The sequence below is a fragment of the Pseudomonas sp. RA_15y_Pfl1_P11 genome (assembly GCF_963970975.1).
GTDB lineage: Bacteria > Pseudomonadota > Gammaproteobacteria > Pseudomonadales > Pseudomonadaceae > Aquipseudomonas > Aquipseudomonas tritici.
In genome coordinates, this window is the sequence record NZ_CAXAOY010000003.1 from 88,942 (window position 1) to 112,685 (window position 23,744).

25 protein-coding genes are annotated in these 23,744 nt (G+C 59.1%); 14 read left to right on the top strand and 11 right to left on the bottom strand.

Annotation, left to right across the window (positions count from 1 at the left end):
* Nucleotides 1-4: 4 nt before the first annotated feature.
* The 5 genes from AACY44_RS04465 (at nucleotide 5) to tldD (ending at nucleotide 8,378) form a co-directional block, all read left to right on the top strand.
* A complete protein-coding gene (locus tag AACY44_RS04465; protein WP_339427157.1) occupies nucleotides 5-601 on the top strand; it encodes a Maf family protein in 597 nt (198 codons plus the stop codon).
* Between the two features lie 71 nt (nucleotides 602-672).
* The gene (rng, locus tag AACY44_RS04470) at nucleotides 673-2,130 is read left to right on the top strand and encodes a ribonuclease G (protein ID WP_339417487.1); all 1,458 of its coding nucleotides are present in this window, start codon (nucleotides 673-675) and stop codon (nucleotides 2,128-2,130) included.
* A 76-nt stretch (nucleotides 2,131-2,206) separates the two neighbouring features.
* Nucleotides 2,207-6,022, top strand: coding sequence for a YhdP family protein (locus AACY44_RS04475; protein WP_339529858.1), 3,816 nt, complete (start codon nucleotides 2,207-2,209; stop codon nucleotides 6,020-6,022).
* Between the two features lie 48 nt (nucleotides 6,023-6,070).
* Nucleotides 6,071-6,919: a carbon-nitrogen hydrolase family protein gene (locus AACY44_RS04480; RefSeq protein ID WP_339417490.1), complete on the top strand. Its 849-nt coding sequence runs from the start codon at nucleotides 6,071-6,073 to the stop codon at nucleotides 6,917-6,919.
* Nucleotides 6,920-6,935: 16 nt separating this feature from the next.
* Nucleotides 6,936-8,378 (top strand): metalloprotease TldD, encoded by a 1,443-nt coding sequence (gene tldD, locus AACY44_RS04485; RefSeq protein WP_339468470.1) that lies wholly within the window; start codon nucleotides 6,936-6,938, stop codon nucleotides 8,376-8,378.
* A 47-nt stretch (nucleotides 8,379-8,425) separates the two neighbouring features.
* Here tldD and yjgA read toward each other — a convergent pair whose 3' ends face one another.
* Nucleotides 8,426-8,947 (bottom strand): ribosome biogenesis factor YjgA, encoded by a 522-nt coding sequence (gene yjgA, locus AACY44_RS04490; RefSeq protein WP_017738766.1) that lies wholly within the window; start codon nucleotides 8,945-8,947, stop codon nucleotides 8,426-8,428.
* Between the two features lie 108 nt (nucleotides 8,948-9,055).
* On the opposite strand from yjgA, the gene pmbA reads away from it, so the two are divergent.
* The 6 genes from pmbA (at nucleotide 9,056) to AACY44_RS04520 (ending at nucleotide 14,310) form a co-directional block, all read left to right on the top strand.
* Entirely contained in the window at nucleotides 9,056-10,402 is a 1,347-nt protein-coding gene (gene pmbA, locus AACY44_RS04495; RefSeq protein ID WP_339427155.1) for a metalloprotease PmbA, read from the top strand.
* A gap of 147 nt (nucleotides 10,403-10,549) precedes the next feature.
* On the top strand, nucleotides 10,550-10,945 hold the full coding sequence (locus AACY44_RS04500) for a FagA protein (RefSeq protein ID WP_339417496.1): 396 nt from the start codon (nucleotides 10,550-10,552) through the stop codon (nucleotides 10,943-10,945).
* A complete protein-coding gene (locus AACY44_RS04505) occupies nucleotides 10,938-12,314 on the top strand; it encodes a class II fumarate hydratase (protein WP_339417498.1) in 1,377 nt (458 codons plus the stop codon). Before AACY44_RS04500 ends, AACY44_RS04505 begins: the two co-directional genes overlap by 8 nt.
* A gap of 27 nt (nucleotides 12,315-12,341) precedes the next feature.
* A complete protein-coding gene (locus tag AACY44_RS04510; RefSeq protein ID WP_339417500.1) occupies nucleotides 12,342-12,770 on the top strand; it encodes a hypothetical protein in 429 nt (142 codons plus the stop codon).
* A 1-nt stretch (nucleotide 12,771) separates the two neighbouring features.
* Nucleotides 12,772-13,383 (top strand): superoxide dismutase, encoded by a 612-nt coding sequence (locus tag AACY44_RS04515; protein WP_339417502.1) that lies wholly within the window; start codon nucleotides 12,772-12,774, stop codon nucleotides 13,381-13,383.
* 33 nt (nucleotides 13,384-13,416) lie between these two features.
* Nucleotides 13,417-14,310: a ZIP family metal transporter gene (locus AACY44_RS04520; protein ID WP_339417504.1), complete on the top strand. Its 894-nt coding sequence runs from the start codon at nucleotides 13,417-13,419 to the stop codon at nucleotides 14,308-14,310.
* 48 nt (nucleotides 14,311-14,358) lie between these two features.
* Here the strand turns inward: AACY44_RS04520 and AACY44_RS04525 are convergent, their stop codons facing one another.
* From AACY44_RS04525 to AACY44_RS04570, 10 genes are all read right to left on the bottom strand, one after another.
* Nucleotides 14,359-14,631 (bottom strand): HPr family phosphocarrier protein, encoded by a 273-nt coding sequence (locus tag AACY44_RS04525; RefSeq protein ID WP_339427154.1) that lies wholly within the window; start codon nucleotides 14,629-14,631, stop codon nucleotides 14,359-14,361.
* Nucleotides 14,632-14,647: 16 nt separating this feature from the next.
* The gene (gene rapZ / locus AACY44_RS04530) at nucleotides 14,648-15,505 is read right to left on the bottom strand and encodes an RNase adapter RapZ (RefSeq protein ID WP_339417508.1); all 858 of its coding nucleotides are present in this window, start codon (nucleotides 15,503-15,505) and stop codon (nucleotides 14,648-14,650) included.
* Nucleotides 15,506-15,507: 2 nt separating this feature from the next.
* Nucleotides 15,508-15,972 (bottom strand): PTS IIA-like nitrogen regulatory protein PtsN, encoded by a 465-nt coding sequence (gene ptsN, locus AACY44_RS04535; RefSeq protein WP_049709981.1) that lies wholly within the window; start codon nucleotides 15,970-15,972, stop codon nucleotides 15,508-15,510.
* A gap of 10 nt (nucleotides 15,973-15,982) precedes the next feature.
* Entirely contained in the window at nucleotides 15,983-16,288 is a 306-nt protein-coding gene (gene hpf / locus AACY44_RS04540; RefSeq protein WP_003171804.1) for a ribosome hibernation-promoting factor, HPF/YfiA family, read from the bottom strand.
* A 75-nt stretch (nucleotides 16,289-16,363) separates the two neighbouring features.
* Nucleotides 16,364-17,857: an RNA polymerase factor sigma-54 gene (locus tag AACY44_RS04545; RefSeq protein ID WP_339417510.1), complete on the bottom strand. Its 1,494-nt coding sequence runs from the start codon at nucleotides 17,855-17,857 to the stop codon at nucleotides 16,364-16,366.
* 185 nt (nucleotides 17,858-18,042) lie between these two features.
* Complete coding sequence (lptB, locus tag AACY44_RS04550; protein WP_003171806.1) at nucleotides 18,043-18,768, bottom strand: LPS export ABC transporter ATP-binding protein; 726 nt, start codon at nucleotides 18,766-18,768, stop codon at nucleotides 18,043-18,045.
* Nucleotides 18,768-19,301 (bottom strand): lipopolysaccharide transport periplasmic protein LptA, encoded by a 534-nt coding sequence (gene lptA / locus AACY44_RS04555; protein WP_339417512.1) that lies wholly within the window; start codon nucleotides 19,299-19,301, stop codon nucleotides 18,768-18,770. The genes lptB and lptA overlap by 1 nt, the downstream gene beginning before the upstream one ends.
* Nucleotides 19,288-19,860, bottom strand: coding sequence for an LPS export ABC transporter periplasmic protein LptC (lptC, locus tag AACY44_RS04560; RefSeq protein WP_339417514.1), 573 nt, complete (start codon nucleotides 19,858-19,860; stop codon nucleotides 19,288-19,290). The genes lptA and lptC overlap by 14 nt, the downstream gene beginning before the upstream one ends.
* A gap of 8 nt (nucleotides 19,861-19,868) precedes the next feature.
* Entirely contained in the window at nucleotides 19,869-20,393 is a 525-nt protein-coding gene (locus tag AACY44_RS04565) for a KdsC family phosphatase (RefSeq protein ID WP_339417516.1), read from the bottom strand.
* The gene (locus AACY44_RS04570; RefSeq protein ID WP_339417518.1) at nucleotides 20,394-21,368 is read right to left on the bottom strand and encodes a KpsF/GutQ family sugar-phosphate isomerase; all 975 of its coding nucleotides are present in this window, start codon (nucleotides 21,366-21,368) and stop codon (nucleotides 20,394-20,396) included.
* Nucleotides 21,369-21,666: 298 nt separating this feature from the next.
* Here AACY44_RS04570 and AACY44_RS04575 point away from each other — a divergent pair, with 298 nt between their 5' ends.
* The 3 genes from AACY44_RS04575 to mlaD are packed head-to-tail and all read left to right on the top strand — an operon-like array spanning nucleotide 21,667 to nucleotide 23,740.
* Complete coding sequence (locus tag AACY44_RS04575; protein WP_339417520.1) at nucleotides 21,667-22,476, top strand: ATP-binding cassette domain-containing protein; 810 nt, start codon at nucleotides 21,667-21,669, stop codon at nucleotides 22,474-22,476.
* Nucleotides 22,476-23,273, top strand: a complete 798-nt coding sequence (gene mlaE / locus AACY44_RS04580; protein WP_339417522.1) for a lipid asymmetry maintenance ABC transporter permease subunit MlaE — start codon at nucleotides 22,476-22,478, stop codon at nucleotides 23,271-23,273. The genes AACY44_RS04575 and mlaE overlap by 1 nt, the downstream gene beginning before the upstream one ends.
* Nucleotides 23,273-23,740, top strand: a complete 468-nt coding sequence (gene mlaD, locus AACY44_RS04585; RefSeq protein WP_012722246.1) for an outer membrane lipid asymmetry maintenance protein MlaD — start codon at nucleotides 23,273-23,275, stop codon at nucleotides 23,738-23,740. The genes mlaE and mlaD overlap by 1 nt, the downstream gene beginning before the upstream one ends.
* Nucleotides 23,741-23,744: the final 4 nt, after the last annotated feature.

The window sequence follows — 23,744 nt, forward strand, 5'->3', positions numbered from 1 at the left end:
TGCAATGAATTCGCTTTACCTGGCCTCGGGCTCACCGAGGCGGCGTGAACTGCTGACCCAGATCGGTGTGCCCTTCACCGTGGTCAGCGCCGCGATTGATGAAACCCCTCTTACAAACGAGTCTGCTGTTTCCTACGTCGAGCGTTTAGCGCGGGGCAAGGCAGCGGCGGGTTTTGCTACGCTTGAACGCCCTGCTGGCGGCTGTGTGTTGGGGGCCGATACTGCCGTGATCGTCGATGGCCTAATCCTCGGCAAACCCACGGACCAGGCCGATGCCTTGGCGATGTTGATGGCCCTGTCGGGGCGTGAACACGAAGTGCTCACCGCCATATCCCTTACCGACGGCCAGCGCTGCGAAACCCGATGTGTCAGCAGTCGTGTACTTTTTCGTGGGATTTCTGTCGAGGAGGCTACAACCTACTGGCACAGTGGTGAACCTCAGGACAAAGCAGGCAGCTATGCTATCCAAGGATTGGGTTCGGTGTTTGTCGCCGGCCTCAATGGCAGTTATTCCGCCGTGGTAGGGCTGCCGGTGTGCGAAACCGCGCAACTGCTCGACCAATTCGGCATACCCTGTTGGCAAAACCTTACCGCGCGCTGAACGCCCTTATTTGCGCACCCAGCCTTAAGTGACCGGTCACTATTGTGAAAACGCCTGAACGAGACCCAGCCATGAGTGAAGAGATTCTGATCAATATCACGCCGATGGAATCGCGCGTGGCGGTGGTAGAGAACGGTGTTCTGCAAGAAGTGCACGTGGAGCGCACCCAGAAGCGCGGGATCGTCGGCAATATCTACAAAGGCAAGGTAGTGCGGGTATTGCCGGGTATGCAGGCGGCATTTGTCGATATCGGCCTGGACCGAGCTGCGTTTATCCATGCCTCCGAGATTTCCCTGCGCGAAGGCCCGGCGGTCGAAAGTATCAGCGCCCTGGTGCATGAAGGGCAGAGCCTGGTGGTGCAAGTCACCAAGGACCCCATCGGCTCGAAGGGCGCACGCCTGACCACTCAGCTGTCGATTCCGTCGCGTTACCTTGTGTACATGCCGCGTACCGCGCATGTCGGCATTTCCCTGAAGATCGAGGACGAAGCCGAGCGCGAGCGCCTGAAAAAGGTGGTCAGCGACTGCGTGGCAGCCGAGGGCATCAAGGAAGCCGGTGGGTTTATCCTGCGCACCGCCGCTGAAGGCGCTGGTGCCGATGAGATCCTCATGGACATCCGCTACCTGCGACGCCTGTGGGACCAGATCGATGCCCAGATCAAGACCATCAGTGCGCCCAGCGTTATTTATGAAGACTTGGGCCTGGCCCTGCGCACGTTGCGCGACTTGGTCAGCCCCAAGATTGAGAAAATTCGCATCGACTCGCGGGAAACTTTCCAGCGCACCACGCAATTCGTTGCCGAATTGATGCCGGAAATTGCCGACCGCCTGGAACACTACCCCGGCGAGCGGCCGATCTTCGACCTGTATGGCGTCGAAGACGAAATCCAGAAAGCCCTGGAACGCAAGGTACCGCTCAAATCCGGCGGCTACCTGGTGGTGGACCCGGCAGAAGCCATGACCACCATCGACGTCAACACCGGCGCATTTGTTGGTCATCGCAACCTTGAAGAAACCATTTTCAAGACCAACCTCGAAGCGGCCACCGCGATTGCCCGCCAGATGCGCCTGCGCAACCTGGGCGGGATCATCATCATCGATTTCATCGACATGGAAGATGAAGAGCACCGGCGCCAGGTGCTGCGTACCCTCGAGAAGCAGTTGGAGCGCGATCACGCCAAGACCAACATCATCGGCATTACCGAGTTGGGCCTGGTGCAAATGACCCGCAAGCGCACCCGCGAAAGCCTTGAACAGGTGCTGTGCGAGCCGTGCAGCAGCTGCCAGGGACGCGGTAAATTGAAGACCCCGGAAACGGTTTGCTACGAGATTTTCCGCGAAATCCTACGAGAGGCACGTGCCTACCAGGCCGAAGGTTATAGAGTGCTAGCCAACCAAAAAGTGGTGGACCGGCTGCTGGACGAAGAGTCCGGCAACGTTGCCGAACTGGAAGGGTTTATCGGGCGCACGATACGCTTCCAGGTTGAAACCATGTATTCCCAGGAACAATACGACGTGGTGCTGCTCTGATCCCCAATCGTTTTCTTTTTATGAGACTGGCAGACCTTGATCTGCTGTCCGACTACCGCCTCGAGGGTCGCCTGACATGGAGCGTCTGATACGCTTTTTTGCCGCTTTGACCCGTTGGGGCCTTGGGCTTTGTGCCTTACTGCTGGTATTGGCAGCGGTGTATGTGAGTCTGGGGCGTGAATTGACGCCGCTGGTGGCCGAGTACCGTGCGGATGTCGAGGCCAAGGCCCAGGCCGCGGTGGGCATGCCTGTGCACATCGGCAGCTTGGAAGGCCGCTGGAGCGGCTTCGCGCCGGTATTGCTGGCCCATGATGTGATGGTGGGCGAGGGCAACAGTGGCTTGCGCCTGGACCAGGTTGAAGTGGTACCGGACATCTGGGCCAGCGTTGTGGCCCGCGAAGTGCGCATTGCTCACTTGCAAGTCAGTGGCCTGCAACTCAGTGCCAAGGAAGACAAGGACGGGAAATGGGTCCTGCAAGGCCTGCCGTTGCAGGACGACCAGCCGCTTGACCCGGAGCAGTTGCTCAAGCGCATGCAGTTGGTCAAGCGTGTGTCGCTGCTCGACAGCCAGGTGACGTTGCAACCGTATGACCATGCGCCAGTGACCCTGACGTATGTCGGCCTCAGCTTGCATACCGGCATCACCCGCCAACGCTTGGACGCGCGCTTGACCTTGCCGGACGGCCAGCCCCTTGCCATGAGTCTGCGCACGCGTATTCGTGCCAGCCAGTGGAAAGACGCTGAAGTCCAGGCCTATCTGAGCCTGCCGCAAAGCGAGTGGGCCAAATGGATTCCTGCCAAGCTGACCCAGCAGTGGAAACTCACCCAGTTCAAGGCCGGTGGCGAATTCTGGTTGAACTGGGCCAACGGTACCGTACAGAGTGCGGTGGCGCGTCTGAACTCTGCGCAGGTCAAGGGCAGCTACGCCGATCGCAAGCCCGTGCATATCGAAAACCTTGCGCTCACCGCCTACCTGCAACGCAGTGACACGGGTCTCAAGGTGCTGTTCGACTCACTGGCGATGAACCTGGGGGAAACACGCTGGGAGTCGCGCGTGCAACTGCAGCAAACCCAGGCCACCGACAAGGCTCAGGAGGTCTGGAAGCTGCAGGCCGACCGCCTTGACCTGACGCCAATCACGCCACTGCTCAACGCCCTGGCACCGCTGCCGGAAGGGTTCGCCAAGACTGTAGAGCACCTCAAGGCCACTGGCATGCTGCGTAATGTGCTGGTGGATTTTCGCCCTCAAGACACTACCGATCAAAAACTCAGCTTCGCTGCCAACCTCGAGCGCATTGGTTTTGATGCCTACTCTGGCGCGCCGGCCGCGCGTAACGTCTCCGGCAGCATCAGCGGCGACTTGGGCCAGGGCGAGTTGCGCATGGACAGCAAGGACTTTTCCCTGCACCTCGATCCGATCTTTGCCAAGCCGTGGCACTACATCCAGGCCAATGCGCGCCTGACGTGGAAGCTGGACAAAGAAGGCTTCACCCTGATCGCCCCTTATATCAAGGTGCTGGGCGAAGAGGGCAAGGTGGCTGCTGACTTCCTGATTCGCCTGCATTTTGACCACAGCCAGGAAGACTACATGGACCTGCGCGTCGGCATGGTCGAGGGTGATGGGCGCTTCACCTCCAAATACTTGCCGGCGGTATTGAGCCCCGCGCTGGATGAATGGTTGCGCACGGCGATTCTCAAGGGCGCGGTGGATCAAGGGTTCTTCCAGTACCAGGGTTCGCTGAACCACGACGCGCTGCCGGCTTCGCGCAATATCAGCCTGTTTTTCAAGGTGCATGACGCCGAACTGGCCTTTCAGCCGGGCTGGCCGCATGTGAGCAAGGTCAATGGTGAAGTGTTTGTCGAGGAAAGCGGTGTGCGCATCCTGGCCAGCAAAGGCCAGTTGCTCGACACGAAGGTCAAGGACATCTACGTCAATATCCCTCACGCACCTGCGGGCAAGGACAGTCACCTGTTGCTCACCGGTAATTTTGCCGGTGGCTTGGGCGATGGTCTGAAAATCCTCCAGGAAGCGCCGATTGGCACCGCATCGACGTTCTCCGGATGGAAGGGTGAGGGCGACTTGCAAGGCAGCCTTGACCTGGATATTCCGTTGACCAAGGGTGCCGATCCAAAAATCGTGGTGGACTTCAAAACCGATAAGTCGCGCTTGCAACTGGCTGAGCCGACCCTGGACCTGACCCAACTCAAGGGTGATTTCCGTTTTGACAGCACTAAAGGCCTCAGTGGCCAGAACATCACGGCCCAAGCGTTCGACCGGCCGATCACCGCGCAGATTTTCGCCGATGGCAAGCCGGGCAGCATCAGCACCCGCGTGGCTGCAAAGGGCCAGGTGACGGTCAAGCGGCTGACGGACTGGTTGAAAGTCAGCCAACCGCTGCCGGTGTCCGGCGATATTCCCTACCAACTGCAATTGACCCTGGACGGCGCGGACAGCCAACTGATGGTCAGTTCCAACCTCAAAGGTGTGGTGGTGGATTTGCCCGCTCCGTTCGGGATGCCAGCCAACCAGGGGCGTGACAGTGTGTTTCGCATGACCTTGCAGGGCGCCGAGCGCCGTTATTGGTTCGATTACGGCGAACTGGCGAGCTTCACCTTTGCTGCGCCACCGGACAGATTCAATGATGGCCGCGGTGAACTGTTCCTCGGGGATGGGGGCGCCGTGCTGCCGGGTGCCCAGGGTTTGCGCATTCGTGGTGTGCTCTCGGAACTGGACATCGATCCGTGGAAAAAGCTGGTGAACCAGTACGCCGGCAATGACCCGGGGGGGAGTGCCAAGCAACTGCTGAGCAGTGCCGACTTCAAAGTCGGCAAACTCAGCGGTCTGGGCACCCAGTTCGATCAGGTCAACCTGCAACTCAACCGCAAACAGGCCGCCTGGGGCTTGCAGCTCGACAGCCAGCAGGCCAAGGGCACAGTCAACCTGCCTGACGCCAAGGGCGCGCCGATTGCGATCAACCTGCACTATGTGAAACTGCCGGCGGTGGATCCGACGGTGCAGGCGGACGAAAACGCGCCGGATCCTTTGGCAAGTATCGATCCCAAGGATATTCCGGCGCTGGATATTTCCATTGATCAGCTGTTCCAGGGCCCGGAACTGGTGGGCGCCTGGTCGCTGAACATCCGCCCGACCGCCAAAGGCCTGGTCTTCAATGACCTGGACCTGGGCCTCAAGGGTATGCAGCTCAAGGGGGCCGGTGGTTGGGAGGGGGCGGCGGGCGACAGCAGCAGTTGGTACAAGGGCCGTTTGGACGGTAAGAATATCGCCGATGTGCTCAAAGGTTGGGGCTATGCTCCCACCGTCACCAGCCATGATTTTCACTTGGATGTGGATGGTCGCTGGCCTGGTTCGCCGGCCTATGTCGGGCCTAAGCGCTTCTCCGGCAGCTTGGATGCGGCTTTGCGCAACGGTCAGTTCGTGGAAGTGGAGGGTGGCGCCCAGGCCCTGCGGGTGTTCGGCCTGCTGAACTTCAACTCCATCGGGCGCCGGTTGCGTCTGGACTTCTCGGACTTGCTCGGCAAGGGCTTGAGCTATGACCGAGTCAAAGGTTTGTTGGCGGCGAGTAACGGTGTATTCGTAACCCGTGAACCGATCACCATGACCGGGCCTTCTACCAACCTGGAGCTCAACGGCACCCTGGACATGGTAGCAGACCGTGTCGACGCCAAGCTGCTGGTCACCCTGCCGGTTACCAATAACCTGCCGATCGCAGCGCTGATCGTGGGGGCGCCCGCCATTGGTGGCGCGCTGTTCCTGATCGACAAGCTGATTGGTGATCGTGTTGCACGCTTCGCGAGCGTGCAATACAAGGTCGAAGGGCCGTGGAAGGACCCGAAAATCACCTTCGACAAACCATTTGAAAAACCAAACTGAGAGCCTGTGGAGTAGCATGGTCGCATGCCTTTTCTGGAGTGTCGGCCCATGTCCTTTGCGGTAATTCAAATGGTCAGCCAGAGCGATGTGCTGGCCAACCTGGCCCAGGCCCGGCGCTTGCTGGAGCAGGCGGCGGCGGGTGGGGCGAAGCTGGCGGTGCTGCCGGAAAACTTCGCCGCCATGGGGCGTCGCGATGTAGCTGATATCGGCCGCGCCGAGGCGCTGAGCGAAGGTCCGATCCTCCCGTGGTTGAAACAGACCGCCCGCGACCTCACCTTATGGATAGTGGCAGGCACTTTGCCGTTGCCGCCAGAGGACCAACCGCACGCCAAGTCCAACGCCTGCTCACTGCTGGTTGATGATCGCGGCGAAATCGTTGCCCGTTACGACAAGCTGCACCTTTTCGATGTGGATGTCGCTGATGCTCGCGGTCGTTACCGTGAATCCGACGACTATGCTTTCGGGGGGAATGTGGTGGTGGCAGATACGCCCGTCGGCCGTTTGGGCTTGACGGTGTGTTACGACTTGCGCTTCCCAGAGCTCTACAGCGAGTTGCGCGCGGCGGGGGCTGAATTGATTACGGCGCCTTCGGCGTTTACGGCAGTGACCGGTGCGGCCCATTGGGACGTGCTGGTTCGCGCACGGGCCATCGAGACCCAGTGCTACCTGCTGGCGGCGGCTCAGGGTGGCGTACACCCGGGACCACGGGAAACCCATGGCCACGCGGCCATTGTCGACCCTTGGGGGCGCGTGCTGACGCAACAGGATAGAGGCGAAGCGGTGTTGCTTGCCGAGCGCGATAGCAGTGAACAGGCGTCGATAAGGGCGCGTATGCCGGTGGTCAGCCATCGGCGCTTTTTCTCGCAGGGCGCACAGCGGCCTGCTTCGGAACGATGAATTTAAGGCCATACCTATGAGCGAGTTGTTGTCCTCAGTCAGTGAACACCTCCTGGCACCCGGTGGCGTGACCATCGAAAGCTTGCAAACCGTGCTCGGCGATCTGGCCGGACCGGGCATTGATGCGGCTGACCTGTATTTCCAGGGCCAGATCTCCGAGTCCTGGTCCCTGGAAGACGGGATCGTCAAGGAAGGCAGCTTCAATCTCGACCAGGGTGTCGGCGTGCGTGCGCAATCCGGTGAAAAAACCGGCTTTGCCTACAGCAACGCGATCACCCTGGAAGCCTTGGGCCTGGCGGCGCGTGCTGCGCGCTCAATCTCCCGCGCTGGCCAAAATGGCACGGTTCAGGCGTTCAGCACTCAAGATGTGGCGCAGTTGTACGCGCCGGATAACCCGTTGGAGGTCATCAGTCGCGCGGAAAAGGTCGAGCTGCTCAAGCGTATCGACGTGGCCACCCGCGCCCTCGATCCGCGTATCCAACAGGTTACCGTGAGCATGGCCGGTGTGTGGGAACGCATTCTGGTGGCATCCACCGACGGCGGCCTGGCGGCGGATGTACGGCCGCTGGTGCGCTTCAATGTGAGTGTGATCGTAGAGCAGAACGGTCGCCGCGAGCGCGGTGGCCATGGCGGCGGCGGGCGTACCGACTACCGCTACTTCCTCAACGACGACCGTGCCATGGGCTATGCCCGTGAGGCCCTGCGCCAGGCGCTGGTCAACCTGGAAGCCATTCCGGCGCCGGCGGGTACCTTGCCGGTGGTGCTGGGGTCGGGCTGGTCCGGCGTACTGCTGCACGAAGCGGTCGGCCATGGGCTGGAAGGTGACTTCAACCGCAAGGGCAGTTCGGCCTACAGCGGTCGCATGGGCGAGAGGGTTGCCTCCAAGCTGTGCACCATCGTCGATGACGGCACCCTCGCCGGGCGTCGTGGCTCGCTGAGCGTTGATGACGAAGGTACGCCGACCGAGTGCACCACCCTGATCGAAAACGGCGTGCTCAAGGGCTACATGCAAGACAAGCTCAACGCCCGCTTGATGGGCGTGGCGCGCACCGGTAACGGCCGTCGCGAATCCTACGCGCACCTGCCGATGCCACGCATGACCAACACCTACATGCTCGGTGGCGAAAGCGACCCGGCGGAAATCATCGCTTCGGTGAAGCGCGGCATCTACTGCGCCAACCTCGGTGGCGGCCAGGTGGACATCACCAGCGGCAAGTTCGTGTTCTCCACCAGCGAGGCGTACCTGATCGAAGACGGCAAGATTACTGCGCCGGTCAAAGGGGCAACGTTGATTGGTAACGGTCCGGAAGCCATGAGCAAGGTGTCGATGGTCGGTAACGACCTGTCGCTCGACAGCGGCGTGGGCACGTGCGGGAAGGACGGGCAGTCGGTGCCGGTGGGGGTCGGGCAGCCAACGCTGAAAATTGATGCGATCACCGTGGGTGGCACGGGCTCGTAAGAAAGGTGGAGCTTCGGGTGGCGAAAACCACCACCCGGGGAAGAGGATCAGCGCAGGCCGCGTTGAGTCTCGTCCAGCTCTCGGATGTACTTGAAGATTTTACGGCTGGTGGCCGGCGCTTTGTTATGCGCCTGCTCGTGCTGGGCCTGACGGATCAGGGAGCGCAGTTGCTGGCGGTCCGCGTCCGGGTAGTCCAGCACAAATTTCTCCAGCACGGCGTCATCGCCCGCGATCAAGCGGTCACGCCAACGCTCCAGGTTATGGAAGCGTTCGTTGTACTGGCGAGTGGAGGCATCGGTTTGATCAAGCAAAGCCAGAATGGCGTCAGTGTCCTGATCGCGCATGAGTTTGCCGATAAACATGATGTGCCGTTTACGCGCGATATTCGCGGTGTGCTTGGGCGCATCAGCCAAGGCCCGGCGCATTTCGTCGGTCAAAGGCAGTTTTGCAATCAAATCTTTCTTGAGCGTTGTAAGGCGCTCGCCAAGGTCAACCAGAGCATGCAGCTCGCGTTTGACCTGGGTTTTGCTTTTCTCCCCATCGAGGGAGTCGTCGTAAGAATCAACCATGGTGGCAGTCCGCAAAGAAACGCCGCCATGATAACCAGTCGGGGGCCGCTTGTCCGGCCCGGTCGCTCGATGGCCTTAACCGAAAGCAGAATTTGAGTGGAGAAAACCATGAGTGCAGCCCAAAGCGTCGGTCCGCAAGCGTTACCGGCACTGCAGGAACAAGTCGAGCAGATCCTTGCCGAGGCCAAGCGCCAGGGGGCCAGTGCCTGTGAGGTGGCGGTGTCGCTGGAGCAGGGGCTGTCGACGTCGGTACGCCAGCGTGAAGTGGAAACCGTTGAGTTCAATCGCGATCAAGGGTTTGGCATCACCTTGTATGTCGGGCAGCGCAAAGGTTCGGCCAGTACGTCGGCAAGTGGCTCGGAAGCGATTCGCGAAACGGTGGCGGCTGCGTTGGCGATTGCCAAGCACACCTCGGAGGATGAAAGCTCGGGTTTGGCCGATAAGGCCCTGATGGCCAAGGACCTTCAGGATTTCGATCTGTTCCACGCCTGGGACATCACGCCCGAGCAAGCCATCGAACAGGCATTGATCTGTGAAGCGGCGGCGTTCGACGCCGATATCCGCATCAAGAATGCTGATGGCACCACGTTGAGTACGCATCAGGGTTGCCGCGTGTATGGCAACAGTCATGGTTTTATCGGCGGTTATGCGTCCACCCGTCATAGCCTGAGCTGCGTGATGATTGCCGAAGCCAACGGGCAGATGCAGCGCGATTACTGGTACGACGTGAATCGCCAGGGCGATTTGCTGGCGGACCCGGTGAGCATTGGGCAGCGTGCTGCGCAGCGTGCCGCGAGTCGCCTGGGCGCGCGCCCGGTGCCGACCTGCGAAGTGCCTGTGTTGTTTTCAGCAGAACTTGCCGGTGGGTTGTTCGGCAGCTTCCTGGGGGCGATTTCCGGTGGCAACTTGTACCGCAAATCCTCGTTCCTGGAAGGTGCAATTGGCCAGAAGCTGTTTCCCGAATGGCTGACCATCGATGAACGCCCGCACCTGATGCGTGCCATGGGCAGCACGTCGTTCGATGGTGATGGCCTGGCGACTTATGCCAAGCCGTTCGTCGAGAACGGCGAGTTGGTCTCCTACGTATTGGGTACATACTCCGGCCGTAAACTCGGCCTGCCAAGCACGGCGAACTCCGGTGGCGTGCACAACCTGTTTGTCACCCATGGCGATGAAGACCAGGCGGCGTTGCTGCGGCGCATGGGCCGTGGCTTGCTAGTCACTGAATTGATGGGCCATGGCCTGAACATGGTCACCGGTGATTACTCCCGTGGCGCGGCGGGGTTCTGGGTAGAGAACGGCGAGATTCAGTTTGCCGTTCAGGAAGTGACTATCGCTGGCAACATGCGCGATATGTTCAAGCAGATCGTTGCCGTGGGTAATGATTTGGAACTGCGCAGCAACATTCGCACAGGTTCTGTGCTGATCGAGCGGATGACCGTCGCCGGCAGCTAACCCCTCAACGGTCCCTGAAAAAGGCGCGCCATCCCACGGATGGCGCGCCTTTTTTGTAACTCCATCGTGAGACGAATCCTTTGGTGCGCTTGTTTTGATTCTTAATATCATTTAATAATGAATATCATTATCGAGCGAGTATGGATCATGAGTTCTGTCCTGCATGAGGATCCTTATCTGGAAAGCTGGCGCTGGATGAGTCGTCAAATCCGCTGCGCACTCGATCCAAATGAGCCTCGCCTGATCGAGCATTACCTCAACGAAGGTCGATACCTGGCGTGCTGCACCGCGACCCATCCCTGGACGATCGCTGAGACCTCATTGCGCTTATTGCTCGACACCGCCAGCGATATAGCGCTGCCGTGGCACTGGCGTTGCGTTTGCCTGGACCAGGCTTGGCGTCCACTGCGCGACCTGGAACAGCTTTCTCAATGTGCCTGCCGTCTCAAGCGCTGGCAAACCTTTGCCTGGCAATTGGCGACCTGCGAATTGCTGCCGTCTATTTCTCACTCCGACCTCGTGCAAGGATCTAACGATGAGTAACACCCGTATCGAACGCGACAGCATGGGCGAGCTGCAAGTGCCTGCCGAAGCCTTGTATGGCGCTCAAACCCAGCGTGCGGTAAACAACTTCCCGATCAGCCATCAACGCATGCCGGCGCAATTCATTCGCGCCCTGATCTTGGCCAAGGTTGCGGCAGCCAAGGTTAACGTCGACCTCGAACAAATCAGCGCAGGGCAGGGCAAGGCTATTGTCGATGCCGCCCAAGGCCTGCTGGAAGGCGATTTCATGCCGCATTTCCCGGTGGATATTTTCCAGACCGGTTCCGGCACCAGTTCCAACATGAATGCCAACGAGGTGATTGCCACCCTCGCCAGTCGTTTGCTCGGCGAGCCGGTCAACCCCAATGACCACGTGAACTGCGGTCAAAGCAGCAATGACATCATTCCAACCACCCTCCACGTCAGCGCCGCATTGGTGCTGCATGAGCAAACACTGCCGGCCCTGTTGCACCTCGTTCAAGTCATCGAGCAAAAGGCCGAAGAGGTTCACCCGTTCATCAAGACTGGCCGCACTCACTTAATGGATGCCATGCCGGTGCGCATGAGCCAGGTGCTCAATGGCTGGGCGCAGCAACTCAAGGCTAATATCGCGCATTTGCAGGACCTTCTACCAAGTCTGCAAGCGCTGGCCCAAGGCGGCACAGCGGTTGGCACCGGGATCAACGCACACCCGCAATTCGCTGCGCGATTCAGCCAGCAGTTGAGCAGCCTGACTGGTGTGAAATTCACCCCAGGCAAAAACCTGTTCGCGCTGATCGGCTCCCAGGACACCGCCGTCGCCGTTTCCGGCCAGTTGAAAACCACTGCCGTGTCGTTGATGAAAATCGCCAACGACCTGCGCTGGATGAACTCCGGCCCGCTCGCAGGCCTTGGTGAAATCGAACTGGAAGGCCTGCAGCCTGGCTCTTCGATCATGCCTGGCAAGGTCAACCCAGTGATCCCGGAAGCGACGGCCATGGTCGCCGCGCAGGTCATCGGTAATGACACAGTGATCACCATCGCTGGTCAATCGGGCAACTTCGAGCTGAATGTGATGCTGCCTATCATCGCCCAGAACCTGCTCAGCAGCCTCGAATTGCTGGCCAATTCCAGCCGTCTACTGGCGGACAAGGCCATCGCCAGCTTCAAGGTCAATGAAGCCAAGCTCAAGGAAGCGCTGTCGCGCAACCCGATTTTGGTCACCGCACTCAACCCGATCATCGGTTACCAAAAGGCCGCTGAAATTGCCAAGAAGGCGTATCAGCAAGGCCGTCCGGTGATTGATGTCGCCCTCGAGCACACCGACCTGCCGCGCAGCCAACTGGAAGTCCTGCTGGATCCGGAAAAGCTGACGGCCGGCGGCGTGTAATCACCGACCCTGCTTTGGAGGCTCACCATGGAGCACTGGAAACGCACGATCGAACGGGCCAATCGCTGCTTTATGGCGGGCGAGTTGGTTGACGCTCGCGAGGCCTATTTGCAAGCCCTGGCCTTGGCTCAAGTGCTGTTCGAGCGCTGGGCGGATGCCGACGAAGCAGTGGCGGCGAGCGTCATTTCTCATCACAACCTGGCGGACTTGCACCTGCGCCTGAACCAGCCGGAAGAAAGCGCGGAATACCTTTGCGCTATTCACCAGCGTCTTTTGCAGACCATGCAGGACTCGCGTCTGAGCCCGCAATTGCGGGAAGCGGCCCTGCGCCAGAGCAGCAAGACCTACGTCGAGCTACTGAACTTCATCAGCGATCACGGTGAGTACCCGCGTACCCATCGCTTGCTGGGCGGTACTGCGGCGCAGCCGACCACTCCTCATTACGGAGCACATTGATATGACCTACACCTTGCCTGCATTGCCTTACGCCTACGACGCCTTGGAACCGCATATCGATGCGCAAACCATGGAGATCCATTACACCAAGCACCACCAGACCTATATCAACAACCTTAATGCCGCAGTTGAGGGCACTGAGTTTGCGGGCTGGCCGGTTGAAAAACTGGTATCCAGCGTGCAGCAGTTGCCGGAAAAACTTCGTGCAGCCGTGATTAACCAAGGCGGCGGCCACGCCAACCACTCGCTGTTCTGGGCCGTGATGTCGCCCAAAGGTGGTGGTAAGCCCGAGGGCGCACTGGGCAAAGCGATCGAGGAACAACTGGGCGGTTTCGACAGCTTCAAGGATGCTTTCACCAAAGCCGCGTTGACGCGCTTCGGTAGCGGCTGGGCCTGGCTGAGCGTCACCCCGCAAAAGAACCTGGTGGTGGAAAGCAGCGGCAATCAGGACAGCCCCCTGATGAGCGGTAATACGCCGATCCTCGGCCTTGACGTCTGGGAGCACGCCTACTACCTGCTTTATCAGAACCGTCGCCCGGAATACATCAATGCGTTCTACAGTGTCATTAACTGGCCTGAAGTCGCCGCACGCTATCAGGCCGCTGTGGCCTGACATCCACCCCTATAACAAGATCTAAGGCCGACTATGCGCACTGACACACTGGCGATCAGCAGCGGGCGGATGTTTCGTTATGCACTTGGCTCGCTGCTGCTATTGGCAGGTACTGCATTGCTGGTGGCCCACGGGCTGGCCTGGCTTGACTTGGAGCCGCGCATTCTGCGCGCCCTGCAGGGCGGGTCCATCTGCGCACTCGGCACGGCGCTCGGCGCGGTGCCTGTGCTGGTCATTCGGCGGATGCCGGTGGCGTTGAGCGATACACTGCTGGGCTTTGGGGCAGGGGTGATGCTCGCTGCGACGGCGTTTTCGCTGATCGTGCCAGGCATTGCCGCGGCTGAAAGCTTGGGATTGTCGCCCTGGGAGGCCAGTGGCTTGATCAGCTTGGGCATTATGCTTGGGGCGTTCGGGCTATACCTGGTTGACCGCAAGGTTTCCGGCGCGAGCCCGGAAATGCTCGTCGGCACGCCGGACAAACCGGTAATCCCGCCGCGCATCTGGCTGTTTGTGTTTGCTATCATCGCCCACAACATCCCCGAAGGCATGGCGGTCGGCGTCTCCGCCGGTGGCGGCATGCCGGAGGCCAATAGCCTGGCCATGGGCATCGCCTTGCAGGATGTGCCTGAAGGCCTCGTGATCGCGCTGGTGTTGGCCGGGGCAGGGATGTCGCGGGTCAAGGCTTTTATGATCGGTGCTGCGTCAGGCTTGGTGGAGCCGGTGTTTGCTGTGCTCTGCGCCTGGTTGGTGAGCCTGGCCGAGGTACTGTTGCCTTTGGGCCTGGCCTTGGCTGCTGGCGCGATGCTATTGGTGGTGACTCACGAAGTCATCCCTGAATCGCGACGCAATGGTCACGAAAAACTCGCCAGTCTGGGGTTGTGCACCGGTTTTTGCCTGATGATGGTGATGGATACGGCTTTAGGCTAATGCCCGCTCCCTTTGTCGGAGCCCAGCAAACTGGGCGCTTACAAAGGGTTATTCGCCTTCATCAAAGTAGTTATTGATCATCGCAACCAGCGCGTCCATCGCTTCCTGCTCTTGCTCGCCTTCTGTCTTCAAGTGAATCTTGGTGCCCTTGCCGGCCGCCAACATCATCATTGCCATGATGCTTTTGCCATCGACCATGGATTCCGGCGTGCGCCCGGCCCGTATCTGGCAGGGAAACTGCCCAGCCACACCCACGAATTTGGCCGAAGCTCGGGCGTGAAGGCCGAGCTTGTTGATGATTTCAATTTCCAGAGCGGGCATCGCGCAGGTGTTCCTTTCAGCTAAGGTCGCGGTGGCGGACCTGAACGTTCTTGAGGGTTTTTTGCAGCACCTGGCCCAAGCGTTCGGTCAGGTAGACGGAGCGGTGGTGGCCGCCGGTGCAGCCAATGGCAATGGTGACATAGGCACGATTGCTTGCTGCAAAGCGTGGCAACCATTTGAGCAGGTAGCTGGAAATGTCCTGGAACATCTCCTCAACATCCGGTTGCGCAGCCAGGTAGTCGGCAACAGGTTGATCCAGCCCGGATTGTTCGCGCAGTTCCGGCTTCCAGTAGGGGTTCGGCAGGCAGCGCACATCAAACACCAAGTCTGCATCTACCGGCATTCCGCGCTTGAAACCAAACGACTCCACGAGAAACGCCGTGCCTGGCTCCGGCTGGTTCAACAGACGCAGCTTGATGGCATCGCGCAACTGGTACAGGTTAAGGCTGGTGGTGTTGATCTTGAGGTCGGCGAGGTCAATGATCGGTCCCAGCAGCTTGGTTTCGTCCTCGATGGCCTCGGCCAAGGAGCGGTGGGGGCTGCTGAGGGGGTGGCGTCGGCGTGTTTCGGAGAAACGCTTGAGCAGTGTCTCTTCGTCGGCATCCAGGTACAGCACATCGCAATGAATGTGCTTGGCGCGCACTTCCTCGAGCAATTGCGGAAATCGCTCAAGATGGCTGGGCAGGTTGCGGGCATCTATCGAAACGGCGACCAGGGGTTGCGCCAGTTCGGTATGGATCAACGCGCGTTCCGCCAATTCCGGCAGCAAGCCGGCAGGCAAATTGTCGATGCAGTAGAAACCGCTGTCCTCAAGGACGTTGAGGGCGGTGCTTTTACCTGAGCCGGAACGGCCGCTGACGATGATCAAGCGCATGATTACTGCCCGTTCTGTTCGTCCAGTACAACCTGATACAGCGCCTCATTACTGCTGGCACTGCGCAGTTTGTCGCGCACTTCCTTGCGGTCGAGCATGCTGGCGATCTGCCGAAGCAGTTCCAGGTGTGCATCGGTGGCAGCTTCCGGGACCAGCAAAACAAACAGCAGGTCGACCGGGGCGCCATCGATGGCGTCGAAATCGATGGGATGGTCCAAGTGCAGCAGGGCGCTGACAGGCGTCTCGCAGCCTTTGAGGCGGCAGTGGGGAATAGCGATGCCATTACCAAAACCGGTCGAGCCAAGTTTTTCACGAGCAATCAGTGCCTCGTACACAGTTTGCGTTTCCAGTTCAGGCACTTCACGGCCGATCAGGTTGGCAATTTGTTCGAGGGCGCGTTTTTTACTGCCGCCCGGCACGTTCACAAGGGAACGGCCGGGGGTCAGGATGGTTTCAAGTCGGATCATGGGGGGAGAGTTAACGACCTGTACCTTGCATCAGGTGCAGATTCTTTTCCTTATGCTTTATGAGTTGGCGGTCCAGCTTGTCGTAGAGCGAGTCGATCGCCGCGTACATGTCCTCATGTTCAGCATTGGCGACGAGCTTGGCATTCGGTACGTGCAGGGTGGCCTCGATTTTCTGCTTGAGCTTATCGACCTCCATGATGACCTGCACGTTGGTGATCTTGTCAAAATGCCCCGCAAGCTTGTTAAGCTTGCTTTCGGTGTATTCACGCAGGGGTTTGGTGACTTCCAGCTGGTGTCCACTGATGTTGACTTGCATACAGCTTCTCCTTCGTTGCCAGTGCATAAAGCGACAGGCGAAAGCGCCTGCCACTGGAACGCTGTGGCCCGCCCGTCACATCAAACGCTTACGCTCGCTGGAAGGCGCGATCCCGAGGGACTCGCGGTACTTGGCGACGGTTCGACGGGCGACCTGAATGCCTTGTGCCTCCAGTAAACCAGCGATCTTACTGTCACTCAATGGCTTTTTCTGATTTTCCGCGGCAACCAGTTTTTTGATGATCGCGCGAATCGCCGTGGACGAGCATTCACCGCCTTCGGAGGTGCTGACGTGGCTGGAGAAAAAGTATTTCAGTTCATAAATACCCCGTGGGGTATGCATGAATTTTTGCGTGGTTACCCGAGAAATCGTCGATTCATGCATGCCAACCGCCTCGGCGATGTCATGCAGTACCAACGGTTTCATCGCCTCATCGCCGTATTCCAGGAAGCCGCGCTGGTGCTCGACGATCTGGGTGGCCACCTTCATCAGGGTTTCGTTGCGGCTTTGCAGGCTCTTGATAAACCAGCGAGCTTCCTGCAACTGGTTGCGCATGAAGGTGTTATCGGCGCTGGTGTCAGCGCGACGCACAAAACCGGCGTATTGCGGGTTGACCCGCAGGCGTGGCACCGACTCCTGGTTCAGTTCAACCAGCCAGCGCTCGTTATCCTTGCGCACGATCACGTCAGGAATCACGTATTCGGCTTCGCTGGACTCGATTTGCGAGCCAGGACGCGGGTTGAGGCTTTGTACCAGCTCAATGATCTGGCGCAGGTCGTCTTCCTTGAGCTTCATGCGGCGCATCAGTTGGCTGTAGTCGCGACTGCCCAGCATGTCGATGTAATCGGTTACCAGGCGCTGGGCCTCGGCGAGCCAGGGGGTCTTGGTGGGCAGTTGGCGCAATTGCAGCAGCAGGCATTCACTGAGGGAGCGCGCGCCGATGCCAGCGGGTTCGAACTGCTGGATGCGGTGCAGGACGGCTTCGATCTCGTCCAGCTCGATATCCAGTTCAGGGTCGAATGCTTCGAGAATTTCCTCAAGCGTCTCGTCCAGGTAGCCCTGGTTATTGATGCAGTCGATCAGGGTCACGGCGATCAGGCGATCGGTGTCCGACATCGGCGCCAGGTTCAGTTGCCACAGCAGGTGGCTCTGCAGGCTTTCGCCGGCGGAGGTGCGGGTGGTGAAATCCCACTCGTCATCGTCATTGCTGGGCAGGCTGCTGGCGCTGGTCTGGTAGACGTCTTCCCAGGCGGTGTCGACGGGAAGCTCGTTGGGAATGCGTTCGTTCCAGTCGCCTTCCTCGAGGTTATCCACCGTTGGGGCGGTTTCCTGGTAGGAGGGTTCCTGCACATCGGGGTTGGGTTTTTGCTCGATGTTATCGGCCAGCGGGTCTGCATTATCGAAGTCGTCGCCTTCTTCCTGGCGTTCGAGCATCGGATTGGACTCCAGGGCCTCCTGGATTTCCTGTTGCAGGTCCAGGGTCGACAATTGGAGCAGGCGGATGGCCTGTTGCAGCTGCGGTGTCATCGTCAGCTGCTGGCCCATTCTCAGGACTAGCGATGGTTTCATGGCAGGGGCTTAACACCTTATTCGCCGGCGCAATGCGCCATCCACGACAGGGCGCGTGAGCGCCAAACATAAGCAAATTATATGCCTGATAGCGGGGGCTTTGCCTAGAGCGCGGTAACAATAAAAATCCAGAGGTTTTCATTGGCTCCCGCGCACCTTGGCAATGGGCCGTGACACCACGGTGTTTACAGGCGGAACTCGTGACCCAGGTACACTTCCTTGACCAGTTCATTGGCCAGGATGGTGGCGGAGTCGCCTTCAGCGATCAGTTGGCCATCGTTGACGATATACGCGGTTTCGCAGATATCGAGCGTCTCACGGACGTTGTGGTCAGTGATCAGCACGCCAATGCCCTTAGCCTTGAGGTGGTGGATGATCTGCTTGATGTCGCCGACCGATATCGGGTCGACGCCGGCAAACGGTTCGTCCAACAGGATGAATTTCGGTGCAGTGGCCAGTGCGCGAGCGATTTCTACGCGGCGGCGCTCACCACCGGACAGGCTCATGCCGAGGTTGTCGCGGATATGGTTGATGTGGAATTCCTGTAGCAGGCTTTCCAGCTCCTTGCGACGACCGTCACGGTCGAGTTCCTTGCGGGTCTCGAGGATGGCCATGATGTTATCGGCGACCGACAGTTTGCGGAAGATCGACGCTTCTTGCGGAAGATAGCCGATACCGGCGCGGGCGCGGCCGTGCATTGGTTGGTGGCTCACGTCCAGGTCGTCGATCAGTACGCGACCCTGGTCCGCCTGGACCAGGCCGACGATCATATAGAAGCACGTGGTCTTGCCGGCGCCGTTGGGGCCGAGCAAGCCGACGATCTGGCCGCTGTCGATCGACAGGCTGACGTCGCGCACGACCTGACGGCTTTTATAGGCCTTGGCCAGGTGCTGGGCTTTGAGGGTTGCCATTACTCGGCCTTCTTCTTCGGCTGGATAACCATGTCGATGCGTGGACGAGGCGCGGTGACCTTGTTGCCATTGGCACGACCGGCGTTAGCGATCTGTTTCACGGTGTCATAGGTGATTTTCTCACCTTCCGTGGAGTTGCCATCGGGGCTGAGCACCTTGGCCTGGTCGATCAGTACAATGCGGTTCTGCTGGGCATGGTACTGGATGGTCTTGCCGTAGCCCTTCATCGGGCCGGTGTCGGTGGCCGACTGCTTCTGTTCGAAGTAAGCCAGGTTGCCCACCGAAGTGACCACGTCGATATCGCCCGCTTGGGTACGAGTCAGCGTCACCGTGTTACCGGTGATCTTCATCGAGCCTTGGGTGATGACCACGCCGCCGGTATAGGTTGCAACGCCTTGCTTGTCATCCAGCTGCGCATCGTCAGCCGAAATGTGGATCGGTTGCTGGCTATCGTTCGGCAGAGCCCAGGCGCTCACGCTTCCCAGTGCTGCGCCCAGACCGAGCAAAATAGGGAGAGTTTTAACGAGCCTCATACTGTCCTCTTACGTTCGATAGCAGGTGTATCCTGCTTTCTTTCAAATACGCTTTCATTCCCTTGCCAGTCGTTACACCGCCAGCGCCGTCGATTCTAACGTCTTGCTCGGTCTGCGCATATTGCTTCTGCGGGAATACGGTCATGCGACTGGTGGTAATCACGGTCTCACGTTTTTTATCGTCAGTGCGCGCAACGCGCACCGAGTCGATCAGTTCCACCTCGGTACCGTCCGGGTTGACCTCGCCACGCTTGCTGGTGACGTGCCATGGGAACTCGGTACCGCGGTAAATGTTCATGTCCGGGTTGGTCAGCAAGGTAACTTCGCTGGCTTTCACGTGCTCGACCTTGTCCGAGGTCATCTCGTACTGCACCTTGCCGTCGGGCAGGAACTGCACGCTTTTGGCATTGGTGGCGTAATAGTCGATAACCCCCTCGTCAACCTGCGCAGCAGGCTGGTCGAGAAAGCGCTCCGGGCTGATATTCCAGTAGCCCACCGCCAGGAACAGTGCGGCGATGACTGCGAATAGCAGGAAGTTGCGAATCTTTTTACTCAGCATAAAACGCTCTATAAGTAGGCGGCATGGGCCGCTTCAAGGCTGCCTTGGGCACGCAGGATCAGCTCGCAGAACTCGCGGGCGGCACCTTCACCACCACGTGCAGTGGTGATGCCATGGGCGTTCTCGCGAACAAAGCCTGCCGCATTGGCAACGGCCATGCCCAGGCCCACCCGGCGAATCACCGGCAGGTCTGGCAGGTCATCGCCCAAGTAGGCCACCTGCTCATAGCTTAGGTTGAGTTGGCCAAGAAGCTCGTCCAGAACCACCAGTTTATCCTCGCGGCCCTGATACAGGTGAGGAATCCCCAGGTTTTGTGCACGGCGTTCCACAACTGGAGTTTTCCTGCCGCTGATAATCGCCGTTTGCACACCCGACGCCATCAGCATCTTGATGCCCTGGCCGTCTAGGGTGTTGAACGTCTTGAATTCGCTGCCGTCTTCAAGGAAGTACAGGCGGCCATCGGTCAGCACGCCGTCAACGTCGAAAATTGCCAGCTTGATGTGTTTGCCGCGTTGCAACAGGTCGTCGGTCATTTACATCACTCCCGCACGCAGCAAGTCGTGCATGTTCAGGGCGCCAATCGGGCGGTCGTCGCTATTGACCACCACCAGCGCGCCGATCTTATGGTCTTCCATGATCTTCAAGGCTTCGGCTGCCAGCATTTCAGGGCGGGCGGTCTTGCCGTGGGGTGTCATCACCGCATCGATGGTGGCGGTGTGGATGTCGATGGTGCGGTCCAGGGTGCGGCGCAAGTCGCCGTCGGTAAAGACCCCGGCCAGGCGCCCGTCGGCTTCGAGGATAACGGTCATACCTAGGCCCTTGCGGGTCATTTCCATCAGCGCGTCCTTCAGCAAAGTGCCGCGCTGGACGTGGGGCAGTTCGTCGCCCGAATGCATGACGTTTTCCACTTTCAATAGCAGGCGGCGGCCCAAGGCACCACCTGGGTGAGAAAATGCGAAGTCTTCGGCGGTAAACCCGCGGGCTTCCAGCAGTGCCACGGCCAGGGCATCGCCCATGACCAGCGCGGCGGTGGTGGAAGAGGTTGGTGCCAGGTTCAGCGGGCAGGCCTCGTGGGCCACGTGAACGTTAAGGTTCACTTCGGCGGCCTTGGCCAGCGTTGATTCCGGGTTGCCGGTAACACTGATCATCTGGATGCCCAGGCGCTTGATCAGTGGCAAAAGAGTCACTATTTCATTGGTGGTGCCGGAGTTGGACAGCGCCAGGATGATGTCATCCTTGGTGATCATGCCCATGTCGCCATGACTGGCTTCGGCCGGGTGTACGAAAAACGCAGTGGTCCCGGTGCTGGCCAGGGTGGCGGCGATCTTGTTGCCGACGTGGCCTGACTTGCCCATGCCGACCACGACGACGCGGCCCTTGCTGGCCAGAATCATCTCGCAAGCGCGTACGAAATCTGCGTCGATATGGGCCAGTAAGCCTTCTACGGCTTCAAGCTCGAGGCGGATGGTGCGTTGTGCGGATTGGATAAGGTCGCTGGATTGGCTCATGTCTGGAATCGTATAGCCTGACGAAAAGTCGGCGATTATAACGGTAATGATCAATTCCCTCACGCAAGTTCGTCAGGGTTTGTTCGCGACGCGCTTGAGATTCATCTGAAGCAACGTTTTTTCCCTGTCCTTAATCTGAACAAGCGCTGTTCCGGCCTTGGGCGCCTCGTACCAGCAGTGATATAGTTCGCCGCCAGTTCGGTCCGCCCAGCCCATATGGTCAACTATTGCACAATCATTGCAAACGTTTGTCGCAAGCATGGTGTCTGAGTGAGAGGCTGCATCCCAAGGAGTTTAGATGAGTGCCGATAACGCCTACGCGGTCGAGCTGAAGGGACTGACCTTCAAGCGCGGGACGCGCAGCATCTTCAATAACATCGATATCCGCATTCCGCGCGGCAAGGTCACGGGCATCATGGGGCCTTCCGGTTGTGGCAAGACCACCCTGTTGCGCCTGATGGGCATGCAATTGCGGCCCAGTGCCGGTGAAGTGTGGGTCAACGGCCAGAACCTGCCGACATTGTCGCGCAGCGATCTGTTCGACGCACGCAAGCACATGGGTGTGCTGTTCCAGAGCGGTGCATTGTTCACCGATCTCGATGTTTTCGAGAATGTGGCCTTTCCGCTGCGGGTGCACACGCAGCTGTCCGACGAAATGATTCGTGACATCGTGTTGCTGAAACTGCAGGCCGTAGGCCTTCGCGGCGCCACCGACCTGATGCCCGACGAACTGTCCGGTGGCATGAAGCGTCGGGTCGCCCTGGCGCGCGCCATTGCCCTCGACCCGCAGATCCTCATGTACGACGAACCTTTCGTCGGCCAGGACCCTATCGCCATGGGCGTGCTGGTGCGTCTGATCCGCCTGCTCAACGATGCGCTGGGTATCACCAGCATCGTGGTTTCCCACGATCTTGCAGAAACCGCGAGCATTGCCGATTACCTCTATGTAGTAGGCGATGGCCAGGTGCTGGGGCAGGGCACGCCTGAAGAACTGATGAATGCAGACAATCCGCGTATTCGCCAATTCATGACCGGCGACCCTGATGGCCCTGTGCCTTTTCACTTTCCGGCAACGGATTACCGCTCAGATCTTCTGGGGAAGCGTTGATGCGCAAGACATCTTTACTCGAGAAGGTGCGCCTTTTCGGTCGCTCCGGCATCGATATGGTCGAAGTGCTGGGGCGTTCGACAATCTTCCTGTTCCACGCCTTGCTCGGCCGTGGTGGCATTGGCGGCGGTTTTGGCCTGTTGATCAAGCAACTGCACTCAGTCGGCGTGATGTCCCTGGTAATTATTGTGGTTTCCGGGATTTTCATCGGCATGGTGTTGGCGTTGCAGGGGTTCAATATCCTTTCCGGCTACGGTTCGGAGCAGGCCGTTGGGCAGATGGTCGCGCTGACGCTCTTGCGCGAGCTGGGGCCGGTGGTCACTGCCTTGCTGTTTGCGGGCCGCGCGGGTTCTGCGTTGACCGCCGAAATCGGCAACATGAAGTCCACCGAGCAATTGTCCAGCCTCGAAATGATCGGCGTGGACCCGCTCAAGTACATCGTTGCGCCGCGCCTGTGGGCCGGCTTCATTTCACTGCCTCTGCTGGCGATGATTTTCAGCGTGGTGGGTATATGGGGCGGTTCGTGGGTCGCGGTTGACTGGTTGGGCGTCTATGACGGCTCCTACTGGGGCAACATGCAAAACAGCGTCACCTTCAGCGGTGACGTGCTCAACGGCATCATAAAGAGCATCGTCTTCGCTTTTGTAGTGACCTGGATCGCCGTATTCCAAGGCTACGACTGTGAGCCCACTTCAGAAGGGATCAGTCGCGCCACCACCAAGACCGTTGTGTACGCCTCGCTGGCTGTACTGGGCCTTGACTTCATTTTGACCGCCTTGATGTTTGGAGATTTCTGATGCAAAACCGCACTGTGGAAATCGGTGTAGGCCTTTTCTTGCTGGCTGGCATCCTGGCTTTATTGTTGTTGGCCCTGCGAGTCAGCGGCCTTTCGGCCAGCCCTACCGCCGATACTTATAAACTTTACGCGTACTTCGACAATATCGCCGGTTTGACGGTCAGAGCTAAAGTGACCATGGCCGGTGTGACCATCGGCAAGGTCACGGCAATCGATCTGGACCGCGACAGCTTCACCGGGCGAGTGACCATGCAGCTGGATAAGAAGGTGGATAACCTGCCAACTGACTCCACTGCATCTATCCTCACTGCGGGTTTGCTGGGCGAGAAATACATCGGTGTCAGCGTGGGCGGGGAATCAGCTCTGCTCAAGGATGGTTCGACAATCCACGACACACAGTCGTCGCTGGTGCTTGAAGACCTGATCGGTAAATTCCTGCTTAATACGGTCAATAAAGACGCTAAATGAGGAA

Bases quoted from the DNA above. Each gene is read 5' to 3' on its own strand.
- AACY44_RS04505 (WP_339417498.1), top strand. From the start codon at position 10,938: ATGAGTAACACCCGTATCGAACGCGACAGCATGGGCGAGCTGCAAGTG.
- tldD (WP_339468470.1), top strand. From the start codon at position 6,936: ATGAGCGAGTTGTTGTCCTCAGTCAGTGAACACCTCCTGGCACCCGGT.
- AACY44_RS04510 (WP_339417500.1), top strand. From the start codon at position 12,342: ATGGAGCACTGGAAACGCACGATCGAACGGGCCAATCGCTGCTTTATG.
- ptsN (WP_049709981.1), bottom strand. From the start codon at position 15,972: ATGATCCGACTTGAAACCATCCTGACCCCCGGCCGTTCCCTTGTGAAC.
- AACY44_RS04465 (WP_339427157.1), top strand. From the start codon at position 5: ATGAATTCGCTTTACCTGGCCTCGGGCTCACCGAGGCGGCGTGAACTG.
- mlaE (WP_339417522.1), top strand. From the start codon at position 22,476: ATGCGCAAGACATCTTTACTCGAGAAGGTGCGCCTTTTCGGTCGCTCC.
- AACY44_RS04475 (WP_339529858.1), top strand. From the start codon at position 2,207: ATGGAGCGTCTGATACGCTTTTTTGCCGCTTTGACCCGTTGGGGCCTT.
- lptA (WP_339417512.1), bottom strand. From the start codon at position 19,301: ATGAGGCTCGTTAAAACTCTCCCTATTTTGCTCGGTCTGGGCGCAGCA.
- AACY44_RS04500 (WP_339417496.1), top strand. From the start codon at position 10,550: ATGAGTTCTGTCCTGCATGAGGATCCTTATCTGGAAAGCTGGCGCTGG.
- AACY44_RS04575 (WP_339417520.1), top strand. From the start codon at position 21,667: ATGAGTGCCGATAACGCCTACGCGGTCGAGCTGAAGGGACTGACCTTC.
- AACY44_RS04525 (WP_339427154.1), bottom strand. From the start codon at position 14,631: ATGCCCGCTCTGGAAATTGAAATCATCAACAAGCTCGGCCTTCACGCC.
- rapZ (WP_339417508.1), bottom strand. From the start codon at position 15,505: ATGCGCTTGATCATCGTCAGCGGCCGTTCCGGCTCAGGTAAAAGCACC.
- AACY44_RS04545 (WP_339417510.1), bottom strand. From the start codon at position 17,857: ATGAAACCATCGCTAGTCCTGAGAATGGGCCAGCAGCTGACGATGACA.
- lptB (WP_003171806.1), bottom strand. From the start codon at position 18,768: ATGGCAACCCTCAAAGCCCAGCACCTGGCCAAGGCCTATAAAAGCCGT.
- pmbA (WP_339427155.1), top strand. From the start codon at position 9,056: ATGAGTGCAGCCCAAAGCGTCGGTCCGCAAGCGTTACCGGCACTGCAG.
- AACY44_RS04520 (WP_339417504.1), top strand. From the start codon at position 13,417: ATGCGCACTGACACACTGGCGATCAGCAGCGGGCGGATGTTTCGTTAT.
- AACY44_RS04480 (WP_339417490.1), top strand. From the start codon at position 6,071: ATGTCCTTTGCGGTAATTCAAATGGTCAGCCAGAGCGATGTGCTGGCC.
- yjgA (WP_017738766.1), bottom strand. From the start codon at position 8,947: ATGGTTGATTCTTACGACGACTCCCTCGATGGGGAGAAAAGCAAAACC.
- hpf (WP_003171804.1), bottom strand. From the start codon at position 16,288: ATGCAAGTCAACATCAGTGGACACCAGCTGGAAGTCACCAAACCCCTG.
- rng (WP_339417487.1), top strand. From the start codon at position 673: ATGAGTGAAGAGATTCTGATCAATATCACGCCGATGGAATCGCGCGTG.
- AACY44_RS04515 (WP_339417502.1), top strand. From the start codon at position 12,772: ATGACCTACACCTTGCCTGCATTGCCTTACGCCTACGACGCCTTGGAA.
- AACY44_RS04565 (WP_339417516.1), bottom strand. From the start codon at position 20,393: ATGACCGACGACCTGTTGCAACGCGGCAAACACATCAAGCTGGCAATT.
- AACY44_RS04570 (WP_339417518.1), bottom strand. From the start codon at position 21,368: ATGAGCCAATCCAGCGACCTTATCCAATCCGCACAACGCACCATCCGC.
- lptC (WP_339417514.1), bottom strand. From the start codon at position 19,860: ATGCTGAGTAAAAAGATTCGCAACTTCCTGCTATTCGCAGTCATCGCC.
- mlaD (WP_012722246.1), top strand. From the start codon at position 23,273: ATGCAAAACCGCACTGTGGAAATCGGTGTAGGCCTTTTCTTGCTGGCT.